The 26,860-nt window shown below is 60.0% G+C and carries 26 protein-coding genes; 4 read left to right on the top strand and 22 right to left on the bottom strand.

The features are described from left to right. The first annotated feature begins 74 nt into the window (after positions 1-74). Positions 75-1,202 (top strand): molecular chaperone DnaJ, encoded by a 1,128-nt coding sequence (gene dnaJ, locus GGE33_RS13890; RefSeq protein ID WP_148146182.1) that lies wholly within the window; start codon positions 75-77, stop codon positions 1,200-1,202. Positions 1,203-1,384: 182 nt separating this feature from the next. Here the strand turns inward: dnaJ and GGE33_RS13885 are convergent, their stop codons facing one another. After that, positions 1,385-2,776: a M20/M25/M40 family metallo-hydrolase gene (locus tag GGE33_RS13885; RefSeq protein ID WP_183823857.1), complete on the bottom strand. Its 1,392-nt coding sequence runs from the start codon at positions 2,774-2,776 to the stop codon at positions 1,385-1,387. A gap of 224 nt (positions 2,777-3,000) precedes the next feature. Between GGE33_RS13885 and GGE33_RS13880 the strand changes: the two genes are divergently transcribed. Further along, the gene (locus GGE33_RS13880) at positions 3,001-4,668 is read left to right on the top strand and encodes an L-lactate permease (protein ID WP_183823855.1); all 1,668 of its coding nucleotides are present in this window, start codon (positions 3,001-3,003) and stop codon (positions 4,666-4,668) included. 37 nt (positions 4,669-4,705) lie between these two features. Here the strand turns inward: GGE33_RS13880 and GGE33_RS13875 are convergent, their stop codons facing one another. Further along, positions 4,706-5,137: a MarR family winged helix-turn-helix transcriptional regulator gene (locus tag GGE33_RS13875; protein WP_112455112.1), complete on the bottom strand. Its 432-nt coding sequence runs from the start codon at positions 5,135-5,137 to the stop codon at positions 4,706-4,708. A 429-nt stretch (positions 5,138-5,566) separates the two neighbouring features. Between GGE33_RS13875 and polA the strand changes: the two genes are divergently transcribed. Further along, positions 5,567-8,551, top strand: a complete 2,985-nt coding sequence (gene polA, locus GGE33_RS13870) for a DNA polymerase I (RefSeq protein WP_183824158.1) — start codon at positions 5,567-5,569, stop codon at positions 8,549-8,551. Positions 8,552-8,592: 41 nt separating this feature from the next. Here the strand turns inward: polA and GGE33_RS13865 are convergent, their stop codons facing one another. From GGE33_RS13865 to phnG, 15 genes are all read right to left on the bottom strand, one after another. Beyond that, entirely contained in the window at positions 8,593-8,853 is a 261-nt protein-coding gene (locus tag GGE33_RS13865) for a hypothetical protein (RefSeq protein WP_148146178.1), read from the bottom strand. 130 nt (positions 8,854-8,983) lie between these two features. Then, on the bottom strand, positions 8,984-9,592 hold the full coding sequence (gene phnN, locus GGE33_RS13860; RefSeq protein WP_246435988.1) for a phosphonate metabolism protein/1,5-bisphosphokinase (PRPP-forming) PhnN: 609 nt from the start codon (positions 9,590-9,592) through the stop codon (positions 8,984-8,986). Continuing rightward, complete coding sequence (locus GGE33_RS13855; protein ID WP_183823851.1) at positions 9,592-10,728, bottom strand: alpha-D-ribose 1-methylphosphonate 5-triphosphate diphosphatase; 1,137 nt, start codon at positions 10,726-10,728, stop codon at positions 9,592-9,594. The genes phnN and GGE33_RS13855 overlap by 1 nt, the downstream gene beginning before the upstream one ends. Further along, the gene (locus tag GGE33_RS13850) at positions 10,725-11,438 is read right to left on the bottom strand and encodes a DUF1045 domain-containing protein (protein WP_183823849.1); all 714 of its coding nucleotides are present in this window, start codon (positions 11,436-11,438) and stop codon (positions 10,725-10,727) included. Before GGE33_RS13850 ends, GGE33_RS13855 begins: the two co-directional genes overlap by 4 nt. Before the next feature lie 115 nt (positions 11,439-11,553). Next, complete coding sequence (gene phnE / locus GGE33_RS13845; protein ID WP_183823847.1) at positions 11,554-12,909, bottom strand: phosphonate ABC transporter, permease protein PhnE; 1,356 nt, start codon at positions 12,907-12,909, stop codon at positions 11,554-11,556. Beyond that, a complete protein-coding gene (phnE, locus tag GGE33_RS13840) occupies positions 12,909-13,835 on the bottom strand; it encodes a phosphonate ABC transporter, permease protein PhnE (RefSeq protein ID WP_394353667.1) in 927 nt (308 codons plus the stop codon). Before phnE (GGE33_RS13840) ends, phnE (GGE33_RS13845) begins: the two co-directional genes overlap by 1 nt. Positions 13,836-13,954: 119 nt before the next feature. Then, a complete protein-coding gene (phnD, locus tag GGE33_RS13835; protein ID WP_183823845.1) occupies positions 13,955-14,860 on the bottom strand; it encodes a phosphonate ABC transporter substrate-binding protein in 906 nt (301 codons plus the stop codon). A gap of 87 nt (positions 14,861-14,947) precedes the next feature. Continuing rightward, the gene (phnC, locus tag GGE33_RS13830) at positions 14,948-15,802 is read right to left on the bottom strand and encodes a phosphonate ABC transporter ATP-binding protein (RefSeq protein WP_183823843.1); all 855 of its coding nucleotides are present in this window, start codon (positions 15,800-15,802) and stop codon (positions 14,948-14,950) included. A 115-nt stretch (positions 15,803-15,917) separates the two neighbouring features. Beyond that, positions 15,918-16,535 carry a DapH/DapD/GlmU-related protein gene (locus GGE33_RS13825; protein WP_183823841.1) on the bottom strand — a complete coding sequence of 206 codons (618 nt, stop codon included), beginning with the start codon at positions 16,533-16,535 and terminating at the stop codon, positions 15,918-15,920. Then, the gene (gene phnL, locus GGE33_RS13820; RefSeq protein WP_183823839.1) at positions 16,532-17,242 is read right to left on the bottom strand and encodes a phosphonate C-P lyase system protein PhnL; all 711 of its coding nucleotides are present in this window, start codon (positions 17,240-17,242) and stop codon (positions 16,532-16,534) included. Before phnL ends, GGE33_RS13825 begins: the two co-directional genes overlap by 4 nt. Before the next feature lie 9 nt (positions 17,243-17,251). Beyond that, positions 17,252-18,028 (bottom strand): phosphonate C-P lyase system protein PhnK, encoded by a 777-nt coding sequence (phnK, locus tag GGE33_RS13815; protein ID WP_183823837.1) that lies wholly within the window; start codon positions 18,026-18,028, stop codon positions 17,252-17,254. Beyond that, positions 18,025-18,909: an alpha-D-ribose 1-methylphosphonate 5-phosphate C-P-lyase PhnJ gene (locus GGE33_RS13810; RefSeq protein ID WP_183823835.1), complete on the bottom strand. Its 885-nt coding sequence runs from the start codon at positions 18,907-18,909 to the stop codon at positions 18,025-18,027. Before GGE33_RS13810 ends, phnK begins: the two co-directional genes overlap by 4 nt. Then, the gene (locus GGE33_RS13805; protein ID WP_183823833.1) at positions 18,906-20,012 is read right to left on the bottom strand and encodes a carbon-phosphorus lyase complex subunit; all 1,107 of its coding nucleotides are present in this window, start codon (positions 20,010-20,012) and stop codon (positions 18,906-18,908) included. The genes GGE33_RS13810 and GGE33_RS13805 overlap by 4 nt, the downstream gene beginning before the upstream one ends. Positions 20,013-20,031: 19 nt before the next feature. Next, a complete protein-coding gene (gene phnH / locus GGE33_RS13800) occupies positions 20,032-20,631 on the bottom strand; it encodes a phosphonate C-P lyase system protein PhnH (RefSeq protein ID WP_183823831.1) in 600 nt (199 codons plus the stop codon). Continuing rightward, positions 20,631-21,101: a phosphonate C-P lyase system protein PhnG gene (gene phnG, locus GGE33_RS13795; RefSeq protein WP_183823829.1), complete on the bottom strand. Its 471-nt coding sequence runs from the start codon at positions 21,099-21,101 to the stop codon at positions 20,631-20,633. The genes phnH and phnG overlap by 1 nt, the downstream gene beginning before the upstream one ends. A gap of 89 nt (positions 21,102-21,190) precedes the next feature. Between phnG and phnF the strand changes: the two genes are divergently transcribed. Beyond that, positions 21,191-21,925, top strand: a complete 735-nt coding sequence (gene phnF, locus GGE33_RS13790) for a phosphonate metabolism transcriptional regulator PhnF (RefSeq protein ID WP_183824154.1) — start codon at positions 21,191-21,193, stop codon at positions 21,923-21,925. A gap of 73 nt (positions 21,926-21,998) precedes the next feature. Here the strand turns inward: phnF and GGE33_RS13785 are convergent, their stop codons facing one another. From GGE33_RS13785 to GGE33_RS13765, 5 genes are all read right to left on the bottom strand, one after another. Beyond that, the gene (locus tag GGE33_RS13785) at positions 21,999-22,634 is read right to left on the bottom strand and encodes a 2,3-bisphosphoglycerate-dependent phosphoglycerate mutase (RefSeq protein WP_183823826.1); all 636 of its coding nucleotides are present in this window, start codon (positions 22,632-22,634) and stop codon (positions 21,999-22,001) included. An 18-nt stretch (positions 22,635-22,652) separates the two neighbouring features. Beyond that, a complete protein-coding gene (dapB, locus tag GGE33_RS13780) occupies positions 22,653-23,477 on the bottom strand; it encodes a 4-hydroxy-tetrahydrodipicolinate reductase (RefSeq protein ID WP_183823825.1) in 825 nt (274 codons plus the stop codon). 17 nt (positions 23,478-23,494) lie between these two features. Next, positions 23,495-25,276 (bottom strand): ABC transporter ATP-binding protein, encoded by a 1,782-nt coding sequence (locus tag GGE33_RS13775; protein WP_183823822.1) that lies wholly within the window; start codon positions 25,274-25,276, stop codon positions 23,495-23,497. A 119-nt stretch (positions 25,277-25,395) separates the two neighbouring features. Next, entirely contained in the window at positions 25,396-26,418 is a 1,023-nt protein-coding gene (locus GGE33_RS13770; protein WP_183823820.1) for a glucokinase, read from the bottom strand. Positions 26,419-26,437: 19 nt separating this feature from the next. After that, entirely contained in the window at positions 26,438-26,815 is a 378-nt protein-coding gene (locus GGE33_RS13765; protein ID WP_148146159.1) for a methylglyoxal synthase, read from the bottom strand. Positions 26,816-26,860 lie beyond the last annotated feature (45 nt).

Below are 26,860 nucleotides of genomic sequence, written 5' to 3'. Positions count from 1 at the left end.
AGCCTCAATATAGTCGACTAAAAGTTCCGGCTGCCTTGTGCAGCCGGACTACGTTTCCGGAGCCGGATACCTGAATGGCCAAAGCAGACTTTTACGAAATCCTGGGCGTCGCCAAATCGGCGGACGAGAAGGAGCTGAAGAGCGCCTTCCGCAAGATGGCCATGAAATACCACCCGGACAAGAATCCAGGTGACGCGGAGGCCGAAAAGAAGTTCAAGGAACTGAATGAGGCCTACGAAACCCTAAAGGACCCGCAGAAGCGCGCAGCCTATGATCGTTACGGTCATGCAGCCTTCGAACAGGGCGGCATGGGCGGTGGCGGCGGTTTCGGCGGTGGTGCCGGTGGCTTCTCCGACATTTTCGAAGACATCTTTGGCGAGATGATGGGCGGCGGCCGTGCGCGCCGTTCTTCCGGTGGCCGCGAACGCGGCGCCGATCTTCGCTACAACATGGAAATTTCGCTGGAAGAAGCGTTTTCCGGGAAGACAGCGCAGATCCGGGTTCCGACCTCGATCACCTGCGACGTCTGCACCGGTTCTGGCGCCAAGCCCGGCACGCAGCCCAAGACCTGCGGCACCTGTCAGGGTTCGGGTCGCGTTCGCGCTTCCCAGGGCTTCTTCTCTGTTGAGCGCACCTGCCCGACCTGTCATGGCCGCGGCCAGACGATCACCGATCCCTGCACAAAGTGCCACGGCCAGGGCCGTGTGACCGAAGAGCGTTCGCTCTCGGTCAACATCCCGGCCGGCATCGAGGACGGTACCCGTATCCGCCTTCAGGGCGAGGGCGAAGCCGGTGCCCGTGGCGGCCCGGCGGGCGATCTCTATATCTTCCTGTCGGTTACGCCGCATGAATTCTTCCAGCGCGATGGCGCCGACCTTTATTGCGCCGTTCCGATCTCGATGACCACGGCAGCGCTTGGTGGCACGTTCGATGTCGGCACGCTGGACGGCTCGAAGTCGCGTGTGTCGGTGCCGGAAGGCACCCAAGCCGGCAAGCAGTTTCGTTTGAAGGGCAAGGGCATGCCGGTTCTGCGCTCGTCGCAGACGGGCGACCTCTATATTCAGATCGGCATCGAGACGCCGCAGAAGCTGACCAAGCGTCAGCGCGAACTGCTGCAGGAATTCGAGGAAATCTCGTCCAAGGAGAACAATCCCGAATCGACCGGCTTCTTCGCCCGGATGAAGGAATTCTTCGACAACTGATCGAAGACGATAGTGGAATTGAAAACGCCGGCTGAAGAGCCGGCGTTTTGCGTTTGTGGTAAAGTTGCAGGGCTTCGTTCTGGTCGCCATGCTCGGGCTCGTCCCGAGCATCTATTGTCGTTCAACCCAACCTCAACGTGAATGGACCCTCGGGACAAGCCCGAGGATGACGTCGAGAAAAATTACTTCTGAGCCAACGCCGTCATGATCCGTGCCCAGGAGCGGATGCCCTTGTGGTAGGACTTGAGATCATATTTTTCGTTCGGCGAATGGATACGGTCATCCACGAGACCGAAGCCGACCAGCAGCGAATCCATGCCGAGCTGCTTCTGGAAATCGCCGACGATTGGGATCGAGCCGCCCATACCAATGATGACGGCCGGGTTCTTCCACTCTTCCGAAAGGGCAGCTTTTGCCTTGGTCAACTCCGGCGAATCATAGGAAAGCTGGATGGCAGGTGATGCGCCATGTTCATGGAATTCCACCGAGCAATCGCCTGGGATTTTCGAGCGCACATAGGCGCGGAAGGCTTCGCGAACCTTTGCCGGGTTCTGATCTCCGACGAGGCGGAAGGAAACCTTGGCCGAGGCCTGGGCCGCGATTACCGTCTTGAAACCTTCGCCGGTATAGCCGCCGGTAATGCCGTTCACTTCTGCAGTTGGGCGTGCCCAGGTCAGTTCCAGCACGGAGCGGCCTTTTTCGCCGGACGGGATCGAAAGACCGACGCCGCCAAGAAAGCTCTCGGAGCTGCGACCGAGCGTTTCCCAGCCTTCCTTGATATTGGTCGGCGTCTCTTCGACGCCCTCGTAAAAGCCGTCCAGTGTCACGCGACCGGTCTCGTCATGCAGGCCGGCGAGAATGCCGGTGAGGATATGGATCGGGTTGGCGGCAGCTCCGCCGAACAGGCCGGAATGCAGGTCGCGATCGGCAGCCTTGATGACGATCTCTTCGCCGACTAGGCCACGCAATGCAGCTGCGATTGCCGGCGTATCGCCATCCCACATGCCGGTATCGCAAACCAGCGCAAACTCGGCCTTGAGTTCTGCGGCATTGGCGTCGAGGAAGGGCTTCAGCGACGGCGAACCGGACTCTTCTTCGCCTTCAAACAGGATGGTGACGCGGATCGGCAGCGAACCGTTGATTTCCTTGTAGGCGCGGCAGGCTTCGACGAAGGTCATCAACTGGCCCTTGTCATCAGCGGTGCCGCGGCCGGTCAACACTTTACGGCCGGGCGAGATTTCCTTGATCTTCGGCTCAAACGGACTGTCCTCCCAGAGCTCGATCGGATCGACCGGTTGTACGTCGTAATGGCCGTAGAAAAGCACATGTGGGGCATCGGCCGTCGCGCCCTCGTGATGGGCGACAACCATCGGGTGCCCGGCCGTGTCGCGCACGGAGGCGTCAAAGCCGATACCCTTCAGTTCGACAACCAGCCATTCGGCTGCCTTGCGGCACTCGGCCTTGTAGGCCGGGTCCGTGGAGATGGACTGGATGCGGACGAGCGAAAAGAGGCGGTCGATGCTGTCTTGAAGGTTCTGGTCGGCGCGATCGAGAACGGCGGAAATATCGGTCATTGAAATCACCTTGTCTTGGAGCGGTCGCACACGCGGGCGGCCAGCTTGCCCTGAACTGTTAGCAAGCAAGGGCAGGGCGGCACAATGGCAAAAGCCGCTGCCGGTTTGCCGAATGCACGGGCAATGCAACTTTGGTCGAAGGAGTACAACCCTGGACTGTCGGCAAAGTGGAGATATATGCTCAAATTCGGACATCGTTTCGTCCGGCCTTGGGAGGGGCTTCAATGTGGAATCAAGTTTATGACCCCACGGGCAGTGCTGTTCTGTCCACCATACTCGCCGCAATTCCCGTTCTCATTCTTCTCGGCCTTATCGCAACCAATGTGGTGAAGGCACATATCGCAGCCATCATCGCGCTCATCATTGCCAATCTGATCGCAATCTTCATCTTCACCATGCCGGCAGCGATGTCGATCCGTGCCACTATTCTGGGAGCGATCACCGGCTTTTTCCCGATCGGCTGGATCGTCCTCAATGTCATCTTCCTCTACCGGCTGACGGTGGAGAAAGGGCAGTTCGAGAAGCTTCAACAGACGATCGGCAGCGTGACGGACGACCGCCGCATACAATTACTGCTCATCGCCTTTGCCTTTGGGGCTTTTTTCGAGGGCGCATCCGGCTTCGGTACGCCGGTAGCGGTTACTGGCGCGATCCTGATCGGCCTTGGCTTTTCGCCGCTCGCCGCTTCCGGCCTGTCTCTTATCGCCAATACCGCGCCGGTCGCCTATGGCGCGCTCGGCACGCCGATCCAGGGCCTGTCTCAGGTCACAGGCATCGATCCCTACCTGCTTGGTGCCATGGTCGGCAGGCAGCTGCCATTCTTCTCGGTGCTTGTGCCCTTCTGGCTGATCTGGGTTTTTGCCGGACGCAAGGGCATGATGCAGATCTGGCCGGCTATCCTGGTGACCGGCGCGTCCTTTGCCATTTCGCAGTTCGCCATCTCCAACTACATAAATCCATGGATCGTCGATATCGGCGCCTCACTGATCTCCATGGCATGCCTCATTGGCTTCCTGCAGGTCTGGCAGCCCAAGGAGGTCTGGACTTCACCCAAGCTGCGCGGCCACGATATTTCCGATGACGGCACATTGAAGGAAGCAAAACCGATCGTGCGCCCGTCGCGGGCCGAGATCCGTGCAGCACTGACACCCTGGGTAATCGTCTGCGTGATCCTTTTGATCTGGGGCACCGGTTTCTTCAAGTCGGCGGTCAATTCATGGGCGGTGTGGAACTATCCCGTCCCGGGCCTCGACAAGATGATCGCCAAGATGCCGCCCGTAGCGCCCGGGCCAACGCCGGAAGCCGCGACCTTCTCCTTCACCTGGCTGTCATACACGGGCACCGGCATGTTTATCGCAGCCGTACTTTCCGGCTTTGCCATGGGCTTCACTCCGTTGGCGATGCTGAAAACCTACGCCAGGACAATAAAACTCTGCGCCTATTCGCTGATTACGATCGCCGCGATGCTGGCGCTCGGTACGCTGACGAGACTGTCGGGCATCGACTCCACACTCGGCCTTGCCTTTGCCGCGACCGGCGTCTTCTATCCGTTCTTCGGCACGCTGCTCGGCTGGCTCGGCGTGGCATTGACCGGCTCCGACACGGCGTCGAACATTCTCTTCGGCAACCTGCAGAAGGTGACGTCCGAACAACTCGGCCTGTCGCCGATCCTGATGGGAGCGGCAAACTCGTCCGGTGGCGTGATGGGAAAGATGATCGACGCACAGTCGATCGTCGTCGCATCCACTGCGACCGGCTGGTTCGGGCACGAAGGCAGTATTCTGCGCTTCGTCTTCTGGCACTCGATCGTGCTTGCCTGCCTTGTCGGTGTGCTGGTGACGTTGCAGGCCTATGTCTGGCCCTTCTCGGCCATGGTCGTCATTCAACCCTGATGGATCTGAAGAGGCATCGCTCGTTTTGGGCGGTGCCTTAGGCTTTTCGGCTGTTACCGATGATAAGGCGCATATATTCCATCATCAGCTCCCGCTCGAATGAGCGGAAGCCGGAAAACAGCGCGCTGTCCGCCTCGGCGGCGGCATCGACAGCACTCGTTTCCAGCGATCTGCCGAGTTCCGTCAAAGTGATGATCTGGGCCCGTTTGTCGCTCGGGTGCGGTGTGCGCGCAATCAGCCCGTCGCGCTCCATACGCGAAAGCGTATTGGCAAGTGTGGCCTGCTCCACCTCAAGCTTGTCCAAGAGCTGTTTCTGGGTCAGGCCGTCTTCCTGCCAGAGTTCCAGCAGCACGGGAAACTGGCCAGGAGAAAAGCCGAGTGACGCCGCCCGCTTCTGCAGCGATCGTGAAAAAACCCTGGCGAGCTGACCGGCCAGATAGGTAGCCGACTGCGAGCGATCGAATCCCATGGCCTCCGCCACTACTTTCCCGGGGGAGCCAGCTTGGCTGGCAGACGATAATCGATATCAGGCAATGCTTTTATGGAGATTGGGGCACAGGTGCGGTGTTGGCAAGATGGGCACTGATAATTCGGCTGCCGATGTCGGAGGTAACGCAAACAAAAACGCCACGGCTGGGAGGGGGCAGCCGTGGCGTTTCTTATAGAAGGACAAAGACCCGGAGAGGGGGATAGGCCTTTGTCCGGTCTGGTGAGGCGGGGGACGGGCCTTCTGCCAGACTGCGGCGTTACGATCGCCGGTAACCCTGAGATGATAGGCGGATTGCGGCTTTTCAAGGGAAAGCTGGATTACAATTCGGTAAGGTAGAGCAAAGCTTGCCGGTGTGGTTCCGAAGAAGTTTTCGTGGACGCCGATCCTGTGCCACGCTATGCCATGCCCATGAAAAAAGGCGATCACCTCTTCCTAGTCGACGGTTCCGGCTTCATCTTTCGCGCGTTTCACGCGCTGCCACCGCTGACCCGAAAAACCGATGGCTTGCCGGTCGGCGCGGTCTCAGGCTTCTGCAACATGCTCTGGAAACTGCTGACCGATGCGCGTGATACGTCGGTCGGCGTGACGCCCACCCATTTCGCCGTCATCTTCGATTATTCGTCGAAAACGTTCCGCAAGGATCTCTACGACGCCTACAAGGCGAACCGCTCGGCCCCGCCGGAAGAACTGGTCCCGCAGTTCGGCCTGATCCGCCAGGCGACCCGTGCCTTCAACCTGCCCTGCATTGAGACCGAAGGTTTCGAGGCGGACGACATCATCGCGACTTATGCCCGTCAGGCAGAAGCCACCGGTGCAGACGTTACCATCGTGTCTTCCGACAAGGACCTGATGCAGCTCGTGACGCCGATGGTCCACATGTATGACAGCATGAAGGACAAGCAGATCGGCATTCCGGAAGTCGTCGAAAAATGGGGTGTGCCGCCGGAAAAGATGATCGATCTTCAGGCGCTGGTGGGTGACTCGGTCGACAACGTTCCGGGTATTCCCGGTATCGGACCGAAGACGGCGGCCCAGCTTCTGGAAGAGTTCGGCGATCTCGATACGCTGCTGACACGCGCGGGCGAAATCAAGCAGGTCAAACGTCGCGAAAACATCATTGCCAATGCGGATATGGCCCGCCTGTCCCGCCAGTTGGTGGAGTTGCGTACCGATGTGCCTTTGGATCTTGATCTCGACGCGCTGTTCCTCGAGCCACAAGATGGGCCAAAGCTGGTCGCATTCCTGAAGGCGATGGAATTCGGCACGCTGACCCGCCGCGTGGCCACGACCTGCGATTGCGATGCCAATACCATAGAGCCGGCCACGATCGAGGTGGAATGGGGCGCCGAGGCAAGAGGGCCGGATCTTGATGCCGGAACTTCCATCAATACCGGCGATGCCGCAGCCCAGGCACCTGCAAATCCCGCCAAGGCGGCTGTTGCCAAGGGCGCCGATGGAGCAACGCCGAGCGAGCTTGCGGATACGCGTATCGCCGCTTTTTCCACTGCGAAAATCGACACGACGAAATATGTCACGATCCGAGACGCTGCCGTTCTCGACGACTGGATCAAGGCCGCGCGCGAGACCGGTCTTGTCGGTTTCGATACCGAGACCAATTCGCTCGATCCGATGCAGACGGAGCTGGTCGGTTTTTCGCTCGCCATTGCCGACAATACCGATAATCCATCGGGGCTCGATGTCCGTGCCGCCTATGTGCCACTGACCCACAAGACCGGTGTCGGCGATCTCCTTGGCGGCGGAATGGCCGAAAACCAGCTTTCCACCCGCGATGCGCTGGATCGCCTCAAGCCGCTGCTGGAAGACCCGTCGGTCCTGAAGGTCGCCCAGAACCTGAAATTCGACTACCTCGTCATGAAGCGCCACGGCATCACCGTGCAGGGTTATGACGATACGATGTTGATGTCCTATGTGCTGGACGCCGGCAAGACCACGCACGGCATGGACACATTGTCCGAACGCTGGCTGAACCATAAGCCGATCGCGTTCAAGGATGTTGCCGGTTCGGGCAAGAGCGGCGTCACCTTCGATTTCGTCGATATCGACCGCGCGACGACTTACGCTGCAGAAGATGCCGATGTGACGCTGAGGCTCTGGATGGTGCTGAAGCCGCAACTGGCGGCGATGGGCCTTACCCGCATCTATGAGCGGCTGGAACGTCCTCTCGTCGAAGTTCTGGCGCGCATGGAAGAGCGTGGTATTTCCATCGACCGGCAGATCCTGTCGCGCCTTTCTGGCGAATTGGCCCAGAAGGCAGCTGCCTTCGAGCACGAGATCTACGAACTCGCCGGCGAAAAGTTCACCATCGGCTCGCCCAAACAGCTCGGTGATATCCTGTTCGGTAAAATGGGGCTTCCGGGCGGTTCCAAGACCAAAACCGGCCAGTGGTCGACCTCAGCGCAGGTTCTGGAAGATCTCGCAGCCGAAGGCGCGGAGCTGCCACGCAAGATCGTTGACTGGCGTCAGCTGACCAAGCTGAAATCTACCTACACGGATGCGCTTCCCGGTTATGTGCACCCTGAAACGAAGCGAGTCCACACCTCCTATTCGCTGGCTTCCACCACGACGGGGCGCCTGTCATCGTCCGAACCGAACCTGCAGAATATTCCGGTAAGGACGGCGGAAGGCCGCAAGATCCGCACCGCTTTCATTGCGTCGCCGGGCCACAAGCTTCTGTCTGCGGATTACAGCCAGATCGAACTGCGCGTACTCGCCCATGTGGCCGACATTCCGCAGCTGCGCCAGGCCTTTGCCGACGGGATAGATATCCACGCCATGACCGCATCCGAAATGTTCGGTGTCCCGGTGGAAGGCATGCCGAGCGAAATCCGCCGCCGTGCCAAGGCGATCAATTTCGGCATCATTTACGGCATCTCCGCCTTCGGTCTTGCCAACCAGCTGTCGATCGAGCGCTCTGAAGCGAGCGATTACATCAAGAAGTATTTCGAGCGTTTCCCAGGTATCCGCGACTATATGGATTCAACCAAGGCCTTTGCCCGCGAGCACGGCTATGTGGAAACGATCTTCGGTCGCCGCGCCCATTACCCGGAAATCAAGTCGTCCAACCCTTCGATGCGCGCGTTTAACGAGCGTGCGGCGATCAACGCACCGATCCAGGGATCTGCGGCAGATATCATTCGTCGTGCCATGGTGAAGATGGAGCCGGTACTGGCTGAAGCCGGGCTTGGCGAACGTGTGCGCATGCTGCTTCAGGTCCACGATGAACTAATTTTCGAAGTCGAGGATGCGGACGTCGAAAAGGCCATGCCGATCATCGTCTCGACCATGGAACAGGCGGCAATGCCGGCGATTTCGATGAAAGTGCCGCTCAAGGTTGATGCGCGCGCCGCTTCCAACTGGGACGAGGCGCACTGAAAGGCCGCTGATGTTTTCTGATCTGGCGATCAATGCGCAGATCAGGCTGACCCGGTTTCCGGATAAAGCGAAGCCAGTGCCGTGGAAAGCAGTTCCTCGGCATAGGTATCTGCCGTTTCCTGCGCACCTTTGGTTAGACCGACCTCGCGCGATCGTTGTCGCACCGTGTCTTGGATCAGGGCTGCTATACCGCGGGCCTGATCAGCATTGCCGTTCTCGGAGGTGTCGAGCGTCAACGCCAATGCGGTCATGGCGACAATCTCCAGCACGACTATTCGCGCTTCCAGATCATTGCTTGCCACACTGTCAGGGTCCGCTCCATCCCTTGCTCGTGTTTCTATCACCGCCCCAGCTCCAATTGGCCTAGCCTCCATTAGGCATGCCGAATAAAGCAGGTAGGGGACCTATTGGAACTTTAAAGCGTGCCAGGTTTTATTTTTCTCTCGGAATGAAAGACTGGGATAATAAAGTCGAAACGGCGTCGACAATCGCTTTGCCCGAAATTTCTATTTCATCGCTATTATCGATCGTGATGACCTTATAGTCGCCGATCACGCCAAGAGAACTCCGTTTCAGCCGGCGCAGAATGTCTTCTCTGCTCTCTCGTCCGCGCGCTTCAAGCCGCAGTGCCAGCACTTCCGGGCGTGCTGTTACGTTGATGACGACGAGGTTCGGATAGGCTTGCCCGAACAGGCCGAGCGCCGAGCGCGATCCGTTTGCGACAACGACCGCGCCGCTCGCCACGGCATTCTTCGTCTCGACGGGTATGCCGTAATGCAATCCGTGAGCTTCCCATGAAACGGCAAAGCGGCCATCGGCTTTGAGCTTTTCGAACTCAGCTTCGCAGACGCCATCATGATTCTCGCCGCCGGCAGCAGCATCGCGGGTTATCACGCGACGGGCAAACACCACATCGGGGTTGCCCGAGAGGGCGCGGGCGGCGTAGGCCATCAATGTGTCCTTGCCGGCCCCACTGGGGCCGACGACCGCGACCATGCAGCCTTCACCGGCTTTTCTGCGGGGTTCGGATGATCCGTGCATTAGGCCACCCGGCGCCCTTGCCGCCAGACGGCGCGCGATACCGGCACGCCTGCCTCGCGATGAACCCGTACGAGGTCGGCACGCAACCCGGTCGCGATCCGGCCGCGATCGGCAAGGCCAGCTGCTCGGGCTGGGGTGGACGTCACCATGGAGATCGCCTTTGGCAAAGAGATCCCCTCGACATCGTCTGCAAGAATGAATGGCGCGTAAAGCAGGCTGAGAGGCACGTAGTCCGAGGAGAGGACATCGAGAACGTCTCCGGCAGCAAGATCGCGGGCGGCAATATTGCCGGAATGCGACTTGCCGCGCACGACGTTCGGCGCGCCCATCAGCACGCTCATGCCAGCCCTATGCGAGGCGGCGGCGGCTTCGAAACTGGTTGGGAATTCGGCAAGCTTGACGCCGTTTTCGATCGCCTCGTCGACATGGGCAAGCGTCGCATCGTCATGGCTTGCAACGGTGATACCGTGCTCGGCGCAATGCTTGGCAATCGCGATACGATTCGGCGTCGAATTGCGCTGCGATTCCGCCACGCGCTTGTCGACAAAGATCTTAAAGGCTTCGTCGGTCAGGCCGCGCTTCTTCTGATAGTAGAAGATATACTGATCCATTGTCTGGAACTGACGCTGACCGGGAGCGTGGTCCATCAGCGAGACGAGCCGCACATGGCTGTCATTCTCGAAATCGGCAAAATGCTCCAGCACGTTATCGGCCGAAACCTCGCAGCGGAGGTGGATCAGGTGCTCCGAGCGCAGCCGCGCTTCGCGTTCGGCCGCCTGGATCGCATCGGCCATGGCCCGCATCTCGCCATGCTCGAAGCCACCGTCCTCGTCCGATCCCATTCTCAGGCAATCGAAGACGGTCGTGATGCCGGAAGAGGCGATCTGGGCGTCATGGGCCTGGATCGCCGCCGTCGCATTCCAGCGCACGCCGGGACGCGGAGAATAATGCTGTTCCAGATGGTCGGTATGCAGCTCCACCAGACCCGGGATCAGATAATCGCCCTCGAAATCCTCGCCCGTGTGAACGCTGCCTTCGGAAAAGTCAGCGATCTTGCCGTCACGGATCTGTACGGAGCCGGAAATAACGCTGTCTTCCAGCACGATGCGGGCATTCTTGAATACGGTCTCGGTCATGGGGCGGTCTTTCTGATCTCGGAAGCGGGCTTCAGGGGCAGCCAGCGATGGGCAATAAAATCTGCGCCGCGGGCAGGCTCGACGAAGAGCGCTATGCCGTTAATGGAGAGCGGCCTGTTGACGAATTCGGCAAAACGGGGCTCAAGAGCGGCGCGCATGGCAGGCGCCTGTTCGGGCGGAACCTGGCCGGACAGCGTCATGTGAAAGCGAAATTCTCCCATCACATGGGGATAACCCCAGCGCATCAGGTTGTCGCGATGCTGCGGCGACAGCGTTTCCGGCTTGCGACGGGTAATATCGGCATCCGACAGCGGCGCCCGAAATGGCTCGAAATCCTCAACGATGCGGGCAGCATAGTCCTGCAGCTCGGGATAGACCCGATCCGGCACCAGCGCGAAGAACCGTCCGAGCTGGCCGACAATCACGTTGGGTATATCGAATGCCTCAGTCGTCGCGGCAAACTCTTCGAAAGCTTCGATCAGTTCCGCTTCCGTCTTGCCGTCTGCGAGTTCGAACGGAGCCTTCAGTGTTGCGTGAAAGGCGTAGCGGCGAGGATCGGCGGTAAGCGCATGAACCTCCTCCACGGAAAGGCCGTTGACCTCGGGCGTGGGAAAGGCCTCGCCGGTATAGGCATCACGGCCGAGCCAACGGGATGCGGTCGTCGTCAGCGGATGGTCCGCAGCGGGGGAAAAGTAGAGGGCGTAACGCAAGGCATCATTCCGGAATCAGGAAGGGGCAGAGACGGAAGTCTAGACATCCGTCGTATCCGAAGACAGGCCCAGCGCCTAAAAGATTTCCATGACAGAATGATGATGCGGGCGCGCTTTAATGCGTCGGGCCGCCGATCAGTCGCGAGCGGATCGCATTAGACACGTTGTCGAACAGGAAGACCACGAAGAGGATGAGGAGAACCATATAGGCGACCTTGTCCCAGTCGGCATTGGTGCCCATCGCTTCGAGGAGCTTGAGGCCAATACCGCCTGCGCCGACGGCACCGATGACGGTGGCCGAGCGGGTATTCGATTCCCAGAAGTACAGCGACTGGGAGATAAACACCGGCAGGACCTGCGGCACTACGCCGAAGCGGTTGACGATGATTGGCGAGGCCCCGACCGATTTCACGCCCTCGCGCTGCTTGTCGTCCACGTTCTCGACCGCTTCCGCATAAACCTTTCCAAGCGCGCCGGCATCGGTAAAGAAGATCGCCGCAATGCCGGGGATCGGCCCGGGGCCGAAGGAGCGGGTGAAGAACAGCGCCCAGATCAGCATGTCGACCGAGCGCAGGAAGTCGAACAGACGCTTCATGCCCCAGTTGGCGACGCGGCTTCGCGTGATGTTGCGCGCAGCGATGAACGCGAGCGGGAAGGCAAAGAGCGTGCCGAGCAGCGTGCCAACGAAGGCCATCACCAATGTCTGCATCAGCTTCGAAAGGATGTCGGCATGCTGCCAGACATTGTTGCCGAGAAAGTCGGCGACCATGTGCGAAACGTTGGAGCGCGCCGGATCGAGGCGCTCGCCGACCGTTGCAAGGCTGACCAGTTCGCCCCAGCTCTTGCCCCAGAAATCCGACTTGGTGTCGAACAGGAAGTTCGCCCAACCGAGGAAGCGGCGCTGGATATAGACCTGGGAGGTCCGGATTTCAGCCTGTCCCTCGAAGCCGTAGTCAACGATGACCTTGGCTCCGTCCTGGATGATCGCAGCCGGCGCGCCTGCCGGTGCTGTTGCTGCATCCTCGGTGATCGTGACGGGGTAAGCAGTACCGTTGACGTAGACATCGACGCGGCTTGACGAAACTTCCAGTCTGTCGTTGTCGCTGCCGTAGGTGACCGTATAGCCGCCACCCTGGGTCGGCTGCAGCCAGAATATGTCGGCGCCCGCGGCATATTGTCCGCGGCTTGACCACTGCGCCCGCACGGTGCCGTCATCCTGGAAGCGCAGGCGCGGCTGTGCGCGCCACGAATACCAGTCCTGGATATAGGAAGACGCACGATCCCACTGACCATTCTGGAAGGCGGGACCGACATTGAAGGCGAAGAAGCAGATCACGAGATAGGCAAAGACGATGCCTGAACCGATGACCAGCCCGTAGCGCTTCATGACCGAGCGGTGAAAGACCTCCGGATGGGCCGAGCGCAGCCGCTCGCGATCGGAAGCGTTGATGCTGGGGACCGAAGATGTCATCAGGCTGCTCCCCTGCCGAATTCGAAGGATTGTTGGCCGATCAGCCGGCGGCGAAGCCAGCTCGAGAACTGATCGATCGCGATCACGCTGACAAGCAGCAGGATGATGATCGCATAGGTCTTGGCGGCATGGTCGCGGCCGATCGCCAGACGAAACACTTCGCCGATGCCGCCGCCCCCGACAGCCCCGATGATTGTCGAGGCGCGCACGTTGATCTCGGCGCGCAGCAGCGTGTAGGAAACGAAATTCGGCAGCACCTGGGGAACGATGGCGAAGCGCACGCGCTCGACCCATGAAGCACCGGCGGCACGCAGGCCTTCATCCGGCCTCATGTCGGAATTTTCGACAACTTCGAAGAACAGCTTTCCAAGAGCACCGATCGTATGGACGGTGATCGCAATGATCGCGGCGATCGGACCGATCGACAGGATCGCAGTGAGAAGCCCCGCGATGACGATTTCCGGGAAGGCGCGCATCACTTCCATGATCCGGCGCACGACGAAACGAGTAGCGCCGGCGCCGACCAGATTGGTCGAGGCGAAGAAGCAGAGCAGGAAGGCAATTGCCGCACCGATGATTGTCGAGACAAGCGCGATGTTGATCGTGATGATCAGCTGATAGAGGAAGTTCGGGATGTAGAGCGTGTCGGTAATGTAGACCCGGTCGGCCGTATAGTCGTATTTCAGCGATCCGTCGGCATAGGGTGACGGCAGGTCGAACATCGCCCGGAAAATTTCCATCGGGCTGTCCGGCACGAAGCTGCGGATGAAATCGAAGAAATAGGGCAAGCGTTCGAAGAACTTGCCGGCATTCGCGTTATTGGCGAATTGCAGCGAGTAGAAGAGGGCGATGAGAAAAACGCCGATCGAGATCGCGGTGTAGATCCGGCGTGTCCGAAGCTGCTGCCGGTAATGCTGCATCACCATGGATGCGGCAGGGCCGAGCCCGCCAGAGGTATTTTCGCTGATGGTCGCCATGATCCGCGCTCTCGTTTGACGAACGGCGGCACTCATGGAGTACCGCCGTCAGAGGATGGGAAAAAGGATCAGCCGCCGATGACGGACTTACGAGCGTCGACGATCGTCTGGTAGAAGGACGGATCGACCTTGATGTATTCCTTGTTGTCGCCCTGGGTGTAGGACTTGAAGCAATCGTGGTCCTTCTTCGGAAGTTCCATGAAATAGGCTTCGACCTTGGCGCGCATGGCTTCCGGCAGTTTGTTGTTGACCATCAGCGGGCCGTTCGGGATCAGCGGCGACTTCCAGACTTCGACGATATCGTCCATGTCCAGGTTACCCTTGTTGACCATCTGGTGCAGGTTGCCGCCGGTGTAACCGTCTTCCCACTTGCCAACGCCCGAACCGAAGGTCGTGCCGGCATCGAACTTCTTGTCGAGAACGGCAAGAACGAGGTTCTCGTGACCGCCGCCGAAGCCGGTTTCAGAGAAGTATTCCTTCACCGGTGCGCCGATTTCCTTCGGCAGGGCGACGTTCGGGACGAGATAGCCGGAGGTCGAGTCCGGGTCGGCGAAGCCGAGCTTCTTTCCCTTCAGGTCGGCGAGCGTCTTGATGCCTGAATCCTTGCGGGCGACCATGATCGAGTAGTAACCGCTGGAACCGTCCGACTGGGTGTAGGTCAGGATCGGGTCGACAGCCTTCGGGTCCTTGATTGCGATGGCGGCATAGGAGGAGGCGCCCATCGAAGCGATGTCGATCGTGCCGCCGAGCAGGCCCTGGATGACGCCGTTATAGTCCGGCGACGGGAAGATCTGGACTTCCGGAACGCCGGTCGCAGCCTTGAGGCCATCGGCAACACACTGGGTGTTGCGGATCTGGTCGGCTTCGTTTTCCGAGCCGTCGAGACCGATGCGCAGAACCTTGACGTCCTGTGCCATTGCGGAGCCGGCGAGCACGCTGAGTGCAACGGCAGCGAGAAGAGTTTTCTTCAGCATGGTGATCTCCTGTTTCCGGATCATCCGGAGTTGGGTCATGAATGAATGGTTTGCCCTTTACGCGGGCTGTCGATCTGGGTGCGGGTATCAGGCGCTGGCGCTCGCCAGCGAACCGATCCCGCCCGATTGCTGTTCCCGGCTAGCCTGTGCTGCGGGAATGTTGATGCTGGTCGAGGTCATCGTTTCGTCGATGCCGGCGCCATCCTTGTCGGAGCCGTAGATTTCCTGCACGGCAGCCGCCGTGAGTTCAGCTGGAGTGCCGTCGAAGACAACGCTGCCATGAGCCATGCCGATGATCCGCTCGCAATAGCTGCGGGCGGTATCGAGCGTGTGCAGGTTGGTAATGACGGTAATGCCTTCACGCTCGTTGATATCGCGCAGCGCATCCATCACGATCTTGGCGTTGAGCGGATCGAGCGAAGCAATCGGCTCGTCGGCAAGCAGCATCTTCGGCGCCTGCATCAGCGCACGGGCAATCGCCACACGCTGTTGCTGGCCGCCCGAAAGCGTTCCGGCGCGCTGCATCGCGGTCTGTTCGATACCGAGACGTTCGAGCGCCGCAATGGCTGCCAGTCGCTCGTCGTCGGAAAAGATGTTGAGCAGGCTCATGATCGTAGAACGGTGGTTCAGGCGACCGAGCATGACATTGGTCAGCACGTCGAGGCGTGGCACGAGATTGAACTGCTGGAAGATCATCGCGCAGTCACGCTGCCAGTTGCGCAATCCGGCGCCCTTCAGTGAGGACACTTCGACGCTGCCGAAATGGATAGAGCCGGAACTCGGCTCCTGCAGGCGGTTGATCATCCGCAGAAGGGTGGACTTGCCGGCACCGGACCGGCCGATAATGCCGACCATCTGGCCCTGGGGAATCTCTACATTGACGGCATTGACCGCGATACGATCGCCGAAACGTCGAGTGATATTCCTCAGTTCAAACTTCATGTTCTAATGCCTGTCCAATCCCCTGGTGGGGATCGGATTAGACTTGGTTGATGAAGTCTGAATGTCGATTCGATGTCAGTTTGATTACAAGTGTGACGCTTCTGTAACGCTTTCGTTACAACGCATGGCGCGCAAGAAAATCCTCTGCTGAAAGTGTCCTGAAATCTTCGAGTGCGCTGCGTAACTTCTTATGATCCCAATCCCACCAAGCGAGCCGGTCCATTTCTTCTCCGATTTTCTTGGTAAAGCGCTCGCGGATCAGTTTGGCCGGCACACCGCCGACGATGGTGTAAGGCGCGACATCCTTGGAGACGACAGCGCCGGCGCCGATCACCGCGCCATTTCCGACATTCACACCCGGCAGCAGAGTGGCGCCGTGGCCGATCCAGACGTCATGACCGATCGCGATCCGGTGTTCCCGACGCCAGTCGAAGAACTCCTTTTCCATATCCGCGTCATCCCAATAATAGGCGGCGCGATAGGTGAAGTGATGAAGCGTTGCGCGCTGCATGGGATGGTTGGTGGCGTTGATACGCACTGCGGCGGCAATGTTGACGAACTTGCCGATCGTGGCGCACCAGATCGAGCCATCGCGCTCGATATAGGAATAGTCACCAAACTCCACTTCATCCAGGCGGCAGCGCTCGGCCACTTCCGTGTAGCGTCCGAGCGTCGCGTTCGTCACGCTTGCCGTTTCGTGGATATTCGGCGCCTCGGTCAGTTTCCTGCTCATGCCGCAATGGCCTTCCGTGGAGAAAAGGCACTGACGTCGAGAATACGGTCTGCGACTGCCTCGCGCACTTCCTCGTCATGGAAGATACCAAGCATGGCGACGCCCTCTTTCTTCTTCGCGGCGATCATCTCGACCACAACGCGGCGATTGATGGCATCGAGCGAGGCGGTCGGTTCATCCAGAAGCAGGACGCGATGGCTGGTGATGAAACCGCGAGCGATATTGACGCGCTGCTGCTCGCCGCCGGAGAAGGTAGATGGCGGCAGCGACCACAATTCGCGCGGCAGGTTGAGCCTCGAAAGAAGCTCGGCCGCATTCTCTTTCGCAATAGCTGCCTCGACGCCGCGCACGACAAGAGGCTCGGCGACGACATCGATTGCAGCGACGCGCGGCACGGTGCGCAGGAACTGGCTGACATAACCCATCGTATGACGACGCACCTCGATGATCGTGCGCGGGTCGGCGCTGGCGATATCGACGATCCGGTCCTTGTGGTCGACGAGAATCTGGCCGGCATCGACGGCATAGTTGCCGTAGAGCATTTTCAGGATCGAGCTTTTACCGATGCCCGACGGGCCGCCGAGCACGACGCATTCGCCCGAGGCGACGGAAAAGTTCACGTCGTTGACGACCGGAAGCTTGATACCGTCGCGCAGATGCATGGTGAAGCTCTTGAAGACTTCCGAGACGACGAGGGGAGTGGCCATCTGGATCTCCTATACTTGTAGGATCGAGGAAACGAGAAGCTGGGTGTAGGGCTCGCGCGGATCGTCGAGCACCCGGTCTGTCAGTCCGTGTTCGATGACATGTCCGTCCTTCATCACCATCATCCGGTGCGACAGCAGGCGTGCGACCGCAAGGTCATGTGTGACGACGATTGCCGCCAGGCCCAGATCGTTGACGAGGCCACGAACGAGATCGAGCAAGCGTGCCTGCACCGAAACATCGAGACCGCCGGTCGGCTCGTCCATGAAGACCAGACGCGGGCCGGTGACGAGATTGCGGGCGATCTGCAGGCGCTGGCGCATGCCGCCGGAGAAGGCGCGCGGCTGGTCGTCGATCCGGTCGGCGGAGATTTCTACCCGACCGAGCCAGTCCGTCGCCGTTTCGCGGATCTTGCCGTAATGACGGTCGCCGACCGCCATCAGCCGCTCGCCGACATTGGCGCCGGCAGAAACGGCCATGCGCAGCCCGTCCGCCGGGTTCTGGTGAACGAAACCCCAGTCGGTGCGCATCAGGAGACGGCGCTCTGCCTCGCTCATGTGATAGAGATCGCGAAAATTGCCGTCGCGCATCCGGTATTCGACACTGCCGGCAGTAGGCAGCAGGCGAGTGGAGATGCAATTCAGAAGCGTCGTCTTGCCCGAACCGGATTCGCCGACGATCGCCAGCACTTCGCCGGGCCAAAGCTCGAAATTAACATCCTTGCAGCCGATCCGGCTGCCATAGAATTTCGACACACCGCTGACTTTGAGAAGAGGGGTATCGGTCATTCCGCAGCCTCCTGGTTTGGAGCAAGCATTGCCCCGACATGCCCGTGCTCACGGCGATCCTCGCAATGGTCGGTGTCGGAGCAGACGAACATTCGCCCGCCCTTGTCGTCGAGCACGACTTCGTCGAGATAGACGCCATGCGCACCGCAAAGGGCGCAGTCCTGGTCGAATGTCTGGATCTCGAACGGATAGTCCTCGAAATCGAGGCTCACAACCTCCGTGTAGGGCGGCACCGCATAGATGCGTTTCTCGCGCCCGGCGCCGAAAAGCTGCAGCGCGTCCGACATGTGCATTTTCGGATTGTCGAACTTTGGCGTCGGCGAGGGGTCCATCACATAACGGCCATCGACCTTCACCGGATAGGCATAGGTTTTCGAGATGCGACCGTTGATGGCGATGTCTTCGTAAAGCTTCACATGCATGAGGCCGTATTCTTCCAGCGCATGCATTTTCCGCGTTTCGGTCTCCCGCGGTTCGAGGAACCGCAGCGGCTCGGGGATCGGCACCTGGTAGACGAGAACCTGATTTTCGCTGAGCTTCTGTTCGGGAATGCGGTGACGTGTCTGGATTATTGTCGCATCGCAGGTCCGCGTCGTCACGGCCACGTTCGCGACCTTCTGGAAGAAGGCGCGGATCGATACAGCATTGGTCGTGTCGTCGGCGCCCTGGTCGATCACCTTCAACACGTCTTCCGGCCCGATGATCGAGGCGGTTACCTGCACGCCGCCGGTGCCCCAGCCATAAGGCATCGGCATTTCGCGCGATGCGAAGGGTACTTGATAGCCGGGTATCGATATTGCCTTCAGGATCGCGCGGCGGATCATCCGCTTCGTCTGCTCGTCCAGATAGGCGAAATTATAGGTGGCGAGATCGGCACTCATTCGGCAGCATCCTTCATCTCGGTTTCACCGTTGCGCGCGGCTTCGATATCGGCGCGCATCTTGCGGACCATGGCGAGTTCCGCCTGGAAATCGACGTAATGCGGCAGCTTCAGGTGTTCGACGAAACCGGTCGCCTGCACGTTGTCGGAATGCGAAATGACGAATTCCTCGTCCTGTGCCGGCGCGGTAATGTCCTCGCCAAGTTCCTCTGCACGAAGCGCGCGATCGACCAATGACATCGACATCGCCTTGCGCTCGCTCTGGCCGAAGACCAGGCCGTAACCGCGGGTAAACTGCGGCGGCGCCTTGGAAGAACCCTTGAACTGGTTGACCATCTGGCATTCGGTGACGCGGATGTTGCCGAGCGAAACGGCAAAGCCGAGTTCCGGTATGTCCATCTCCACCTCGACTTCGCCGATGCGGATTTCGCCGACAAACGGATGGTTGCGGCCATAGCCGCGCTGGGTCGAATAACCGAGCGCCAGGAGAAAACCTTCGTCGCCGCGTGCCAGGGCTTGCAGGCGCAGATCGCGGCCCATCGGGAATTCCATCGGCTCGCGTGTCAGATCGCCTGCCTGATGATCCTGCGGCAGATCCCCGTCGGCTTCGATCAGGCCCTCATGCGCGAGAATGTCGGAGACGCGCATGATCTCCTCGCCACCGGCTTCCCTGCGGGCCGGTTCTTCGACCGCTTCGTCCGAAAGCAGCGAGGGGTCGAGAAGGCGATGCGTGTAATCGAAGGTCGGACCGAGCAGCTGTCCGCCCGGCAGATCCTTGTAGGTAGCCGAGACGCGGCGTTCGACCTGCATGTCGGCGGTGTCGAGTGGCACCGAATTGCCGAAACGGGGCAGGGTGGTGCGATAGGCGCGCAGCAGGAAGATCGCCTCAATCAGGTCGCCGCGCGATTGGCGCACGGCAAGCGCTGCAAGCGAACGGTCATAAAGCGAGGCCTCCGCCATCACCCGATCGACGGCAAGGCCGAGCTGTTCGGCAATCTGGTCGATCGTGACGGAGGGCAGTGAACGATCGCCCCGGCGTCGGTCGGCGAGAAGCCGGTGAGCGTTGCTGATGGCGACCTCGCCACCTTTGACGGCAACATACATGGTCTACTCTCCTTGAGGACTAAGCCACGATCTTCGTCGTGCGGGGCAGGCACAGAAAACTGCGTCCCGCCGTCAAGATGACATCGACCCCGCGTGGAAACAGCGGCCGGTTGTCGGCCCATAGACGCAGGAACGCCTCGGGCAATCCGGCAATCTCGACTGTCTTGGACTGAAGGATGCCCGGTCCCGACAGCGTGAAGGACTGGCCTTCACCAAGTCCCGCCACTTCTATGACCAGCGTCGTCGAACGATCCGGATATTCTTGGCTGCCGAGCGAAAACAGGCCGAAGGAAGAAGGCGTCACGCCCGCCTCGACGAAGGCAAAGCGTGCTTCGGCCTTTTCGCGGGTTATCGTCGCACCGGAATGGAAGCCGATCCATTCGCCGACCGCCGACTTGGCAAAGCCGGCGCTGAGCCAGACCGGCGTGTCATGGTCGCAAAGCGTCAGCGCGATTGCGCCGGCTGCCGTTCCGAGCGGATCGGGCTGACCGGCATCATGCTCGATCGACCGGATCGATCCCGGCCGCGCCGTGCCGTCCATCAGCATGCGAAATACGCTCTGGGACTGGAATACCGGATCGGAAAAGCCACCGGTAAAGGCCTGTGTATTGGCAGACATCAGTCTTCTCCCCGAACCATTGTGAAGAAGTCGACGCGGGTCGCGGCAGTCTCTTCCGCCTTCGCTCGGTTTTCCGTCGCAATGCGATGTTCAATCGGAGCAAGTAGGACGTTTTCGACATGGTCTCTCGTGGCATCTTCCTGCCAGAGTGCATCGAATATTGCCGCAAGCTTTGCCTTCTGCTTATCCGTGCCGAGAGCTTGCGCGTGGCCGACCGTGCCCGATGCAAGTGCGATGGTCGCGCGTGTCACGGTCGCTTCGCCGAGATTGAACGGACTGCCGCCGCCGCCGATCCGGCCGCGAACCATCACCAGCCCGGTCTCCGGGCCGCGAACGGGTTTTGTCTCGGGCTTGTCTTTCAATGCATCCCACGCGGCGCGAAGTTCATCCGTTGTCGCTACGGCGAGAAGGGAAGCGCACCGCCTGCGGCCTGCCTGTTCGGTTGGCAGGGTCTGCTCTGCAACACTCATGGCAACTCTCCAAAATGTCTATTGATATAGACAACTATACAAGATAACTTAGCCATAACTTTTGGATATAACAAGCGTGTGACATGGATATGCAGGAAGCGGCAGTTCGTCGGCAAAACGGTGTAGCGCTCTGGCGGCAGATTGCCGACAGGATACGCACGGCCATCGCCGGCGGCGACTATGACGACACCGGAAAAGTGCCGCCGGAAGTGGTTCTGGCAGCCCAGTTCGGCGTCAATCGCCATACCGTTCGCAGTGCGCTTGCAGCGCTTGCCCAGGAAGGCATCGTCCAGGCGGTGCAGGGCCGGGGAACGCTGATCCTGCGCAAGGAAAGGCTGAATTTTCCGATCTCGCGGCGCACGAGATTCAATCAGGGCATTGGCGATCAGGCGCGGGAAAAGGAAGGCATCTTGCTCGCCTCGTCCGAAGAAATCGCAAGTGCCGATCTCGCCGCCCGGCTGCAATTGCCCTTAGGCTCAAGGCTCATCCGGCTCGAAACACTGAGAAAGGCCGACCGCCGGCCCGTTTCCCGCGCAACCGCGTGGTTCCCGGCGGACCGCTTTGCCGGCATGGCCGATGCCTATCGCGACAGCGGCTCCATAACCGCCGCCTTTGCGGCTGTCGGCTTGCCGGACTATATCCGCGCCTCGACGGAAATCACCGCCGTCCACGCGGACAATGACGATCTCGCCTCCCTGGAGCTGTCGCCCGGAGCGATCGTTCTCGTTACCCGGGCGCTGAATGTCGATCCCGATGGCGTACCGGTCCAATATGCCGTCAGCCGTTTTCCGGCGGATGCGGTGCAGTTCACGATCGAGAATTGACAGGACCGGAATAGAAAACGCCAGCCGCAGTTTCCTGTCGGCTGGCGTCTGAATTTGAGGACCGGAGTAACGCTTAGTGCGCGCCGGACATGTCGCCGAGCACTTCCTTGGAAGCGACCGTGGAGTCGGCGTTGAGCTTGTAGACCATAGGAACGCCCGTTGCGAGGTTGACGCCGAGGATCTGTTCCTTGGTGAGCTTGTCGAGCACCATGACCAGCGAGCGCAGCGAATTGCCGTGGGCTGCAACCAGCACCTTTTCGCCGCGAAGGACGCGGGGCAGGATCTCGGTCAGGTAATAGGGCCAAACGCGGGCGCCGGTGTCGCGCAGGCTTTCGCCGCCCGGAGGCGGGACGTCATAGGAACGGCGCCAGATGTGAACCTGCTCCTCGCCCCACTTGGCACGGGCATCGTCCTTGTTGAGGCCGGAGAGATCGCCGTAATCGCGCTCATTCAGCGCCTGGTCCTTGATCGTCTGAAGGTCCGGCTGGCCGACCTTGTCGAGCACGATCTTCAGCGTCTTCTGGGCGCGCTGCAGGTCGGAGGTAAAGGCGATGTCGAACTTGATGCCGGTTTCGGCCAGCGCCTTGCCGCCGGTCTCGGCTTCCTGGATCCCAAGCGGGGTCAGGTCAGGGTCCTTCCAGCCGGTGAACAGATTTTTGAGATTCCAGTCGCTCTGGCCGTGGCGAACGAGGACAAGAGTACCGCTCATGAGAAAGACCTCCGTATATTATTGATTTGAGAGCCCGAGCACGTCGAGCATCGAATATTGACCGGGCTTCTTATTACGCGCCCAGAGTGCGGCTGCAACTGCCCCGCGTGCGAAAATAGAGCGGTCCCGGGCACTGTGCGACAATGTAACCAGTTCGCCTTCACCGGCGAGAATGACGGAATGATCGCCGACGACGGAGCCGCCGCGCAGCGTTGCAAAGCCGATCGTGCCGCCCGGGCGCGGGCCGGTATGACCATCACGAACGCGCACGGACTGGGAAGCAAGGTCGATGCCGCGCCCTGCGGCAGCCGCTTCGCCGAGCAGCAATGCGGTGCCCGACGGAGCATCCACCTTGTGCTTGTGATGCATCTCGATGATTTCGATATCCCAGCCCTCTGCCGGCAAGGCACGCGCGGCCTGCTTGGTCAGGACGCTGAGAAGATTGACGCCGAGGCTCATATTACCGGATTTCACCACCCGTGCATGACGGCTTGCGGCGGTGAACTTCTCTTCATCATCGGCAGAGCAGCCGGTCGTGCCGATCACATGCACGATGCGCGCCTGCGCAGCGAGACCTGCGAAGGTGACGCTGGCAGCAGGCGCGGTGAAATCGACCACGCCCTCGGCATTGAGAAAGGCCTGAAGCGGATCGCTGGTTACCGCAACGCCGATCGGTCCAACACCCGACAATTCACCTGCATCCTTGCCGAGGAACGGAGAGCCTTCGCGCTCGATGGCTGCATGAAGAGTGACGCTGGGCGTTTCGTGGATCACGCGGATCAGGGTCTGGCCCATTCGACCGCCGGCACCCACGACGACCAGCTTCATCTCGTTTTCACTCATGTCCTGCCTGTTCCTGCTTAATGATGTTCCGGCGATTGCAGATTGTTGAGCCGAGCGTAGAGGCCGTTCTTGCGCTGGGCAAGGTCATCATGAGTGCCTTCCTCGACAACGCGGCCTTCCTGCATCACCACGATCTTGTCGGCGTTTACGACGGTCGACAGCCGGTGCGCAATGACGATCACGGTGCGGCCGCGCATGGCCGTGTCGAGCGCCTTCTGCACGGCGGCCTCCGACTCGTTGTCGAGCGCCGATGTCGCCTCGTCGAGCAGTAGGATCGGCGCGTTGCGCACCAGTGCGCGGGCGATCGAAAGCCTCTGCCGCTGGCCGCCGGAAAGCGTCACACCGTTTTCGCCGACCGATGTGTCATAGCCTTCGGACTGGGCAATGATGAATTCATGCGCGTGCGCGAGCTTCGCTGCCTCCTCGACCTCTTCGTCGGTTGCGTCCGGACGTCCGTATCGGATGTTGTCGCGGATCGAGCCTTCGAACATGTAGGGCTGTTGCGAGACATAAGCGAGCTGGTGGCGAAGCGAGGATTTCGTAACGTCGGCGATATTTTGTCCGTCGATCAGGATCTCGCCTTCCGCCGGATCGTAGAAGCGCGGAATGAGGTTGATAATGGTCGATTTGCCGGCACCTGAAGGTCCGACAAGCGCAGTCGTTTTGCCGCCTTCGGCGACAAGGCTCACTCCGCGAAGGATCGGTGAACCTGTCGCATAGGAAAAAACGACATCCTTGAGTTCGACCTTGGCCTCGGTGATCGCAAGAGCAGGTGCGCCGGGCTTTTCGCGTTGCGCGGGCTGCAGATCGAGAAGGGCATAGATCATCTGCGCGTTGACCACGGCGCGGTCCATCTGCACCTGCAGCTTGGCAAGCCGGCGTGCCGGATCATAGGCCAACAGCAAGGCGGTGACGAAGGCGAAGAAAGCCCCTGGCGGCACGTTGTCGTAGATCGAACGGAATGCGGCATAGGCCAGCACGCTCGCGATGGAAAAGCCGGCAAAGGTTTCCGTCAGCGGCGAGGTGCGCTCGGAAAGCCGCGCGATGCGGTTGGAGCGGGCCTCAGCCGTCTGGATGATCTTGTTGACCTTCTTCTCGAGCTCCTGCTCCATAGTGAAGGCCTTCACCACCGCAATGCCCTGCACCGTTTCCTGCATGGCGCCAAGAACGCGGCTGTTGATCTCGATCGACTCCCTGGTCGCCAGTCGAAGTCGGCGAGACACATAACGGAGCGCATAAAGGAGCGGCGGCGCGACGGCAAAGACGATCAGCGATAGAACCCAGTCCTTGGAAATCATAACGCCGACAAGCGAGACGAGCGTCAGGAGATCGCGTGCTGTCGAGGTGACCGTCAGGTTCATCACATCGCGGATGCCCGAAATGTTCTGGCTGATCTGTGCCGCCAGATGCGCGGAACGGGCTTCCGAGAAGAAGCCGACCGAGAGCGACATCATGTGGCTGTATAGCCGGCGCTGATAACGCGCCACGATATTGTTGCTAATCTTCGACAGTGCAACCGCTTGGCCATAGGTGGCGAAACCGCGCAGCACGAAAGCAGCAAGGATAGAGCCGCATATCAGCCAGACGATATCTGCGCGACGATTGGCAAATGCCTCGTTTACAACCTTCTCCATGATCCAGGCGGTAAATGCGGTTGAAAGCGCCACGACAATCAGACAGCTGATCGCAAATACATATCCACGGATATGGTCGCGGCCGTTTTCCGAAATGATACGCTTCAGCACGCTGACGACGGTGCTGGAATCAACGTGACGTTTTTTTTCTTTTTCAGCCTTCAATGGAAAGTCCCAATTCGGCAGTATCACTGCGCAGTCTCAAGAAGGGGCTTGTTAACCCCTTAGGCTTGGTTTTGCCAGCCGACCTTGCCGGATTCGTTAATGGTGTGACTTTCCGGCATTCACCGACGCCAGCAGCGCCCCTCGGTAGCAATACCATAAGAGGCGGGCGTGCGGGCATAGCTGGCAAGGCCGGCGAGCGCTGCCTGCGGATGCGTCACGACAAAAGTCGGGATTGTCTCCATCAGTTCCTTATGCGGTGCCTTGTCCTCGAAAGCCGCCCGGAAGGCGGGTTTCTTCAGCTCAGGCAGGATTTTTGGCGAAATCCCGCCACCAAGGAAAACGCCGCCGCGCGCCATGAAGATGAGGGCCAGATCGCCGGCGAGACGGCCGAGATAGGTCACGAACAGTTCGAGTGCCTCCGCAGCCTGGGCGTTCTTCCCGTTCAGACCCTCTTCGGTCACATCCTTGGGCTGGCTGACGCTCGGTGTAACGCTGCCAGCCGCGCAGACCGCATTGTAGATATGCAGGAGGCCGCGTCCGGAAATGATTTCCTCGGCCGAGACACGCCCCTCGATGGTGACGAGATGCGGAAAGATCTCGAGATCGCGCGGTGTGCGCGGGCCGATATCGACATGGCCGCCTTCACCCGGCACGGGAAACCAAGTGTCCTGGGCGTGAAGCAGGCCTGCAACGCCAAGACCAGTGCCGGGGCCAAGTACGACCCGTGTTGCATCGACGGCAGGCGCATTCGGGCCGATCTGCTCGCGGTCGCTATCGGTCAAGCTGGCAACTGCGAGCGCCTGAGCCTCGAAGTCGTTGAGGACGAGCACCGCGTCAAAGCCGAGTTCGCCGATCATTTTCTTCGGCCGAACGATCCAGTCGCAATTGGTCAGATCGATTTCGTCGCCGTCGACCGGACCGGCAATGGCAAGGATTGCCGAACGCGGCTTGGCAAGCTCGGGATTGTTGAAGACCTTGTCGACGATCGCATCGTCGATCGTTTCGTAATCCGCCGTCTGCACATGGACGAAGTCCGTTGCCTTGCTTTCGGCATCGACAAGAATGGAGAAGCGGGCATTGGTGCCGCCGATATCTCCGATCAGGATAGGAAAGGGCAGTGCCTCGGAATGAACATTGGCCATGGGGAGCGGATCTCGCGGATTACTGAAAGTCGATGAGATGTTCTGCAGTGGCGCGATTGAGCGCCATCGGGATGTCATAGACGGTTGCAAGCCGCGTAAGCGCCTTGACGTCGACATCGTGCGGAAGTGCGGAGAGCGGATCGATGAAAAAGACCAGCATGCTGACCTCGCCGGTTGCGATCATCGCACCGATCTGCTGATCGCCGCCCAGCGGCCCGCTTTTCAGTCGCGTAACATCGAGACCTGGAGCAGCTTCCTGCACGCGGCCGCCGGTCGTTCCCGTTGCGACGATGCGAAACTTCGATAATGCCGTCTGGCGTTGGCGGGCAAAATCCGCCATGTCGTCTTTTTTCAGATCATGCGCGATGAGCGCGATGCACGGCTTGGCCGATTCCAAGGCATTCCTCCATCGGGCCTTTGCAGGCCACCTTAATTTGCCTTG

Source organism: Aliirhizobium cellulosilyticum (assembly GCF_014198105.1).
Classification (GTDB): Bacteria; Pseudomonadota; Alphaproteobacteria; order Rhizobiales; family Rhizobiaceae; genus Neorhizobium; species Neorhizobium cellulosilyticum.
The sequence above is the reverse complement of the archived record's forward strand: the minus strand, read 5'-3'. Positions and strand labels throughout refer to the sequence as shown.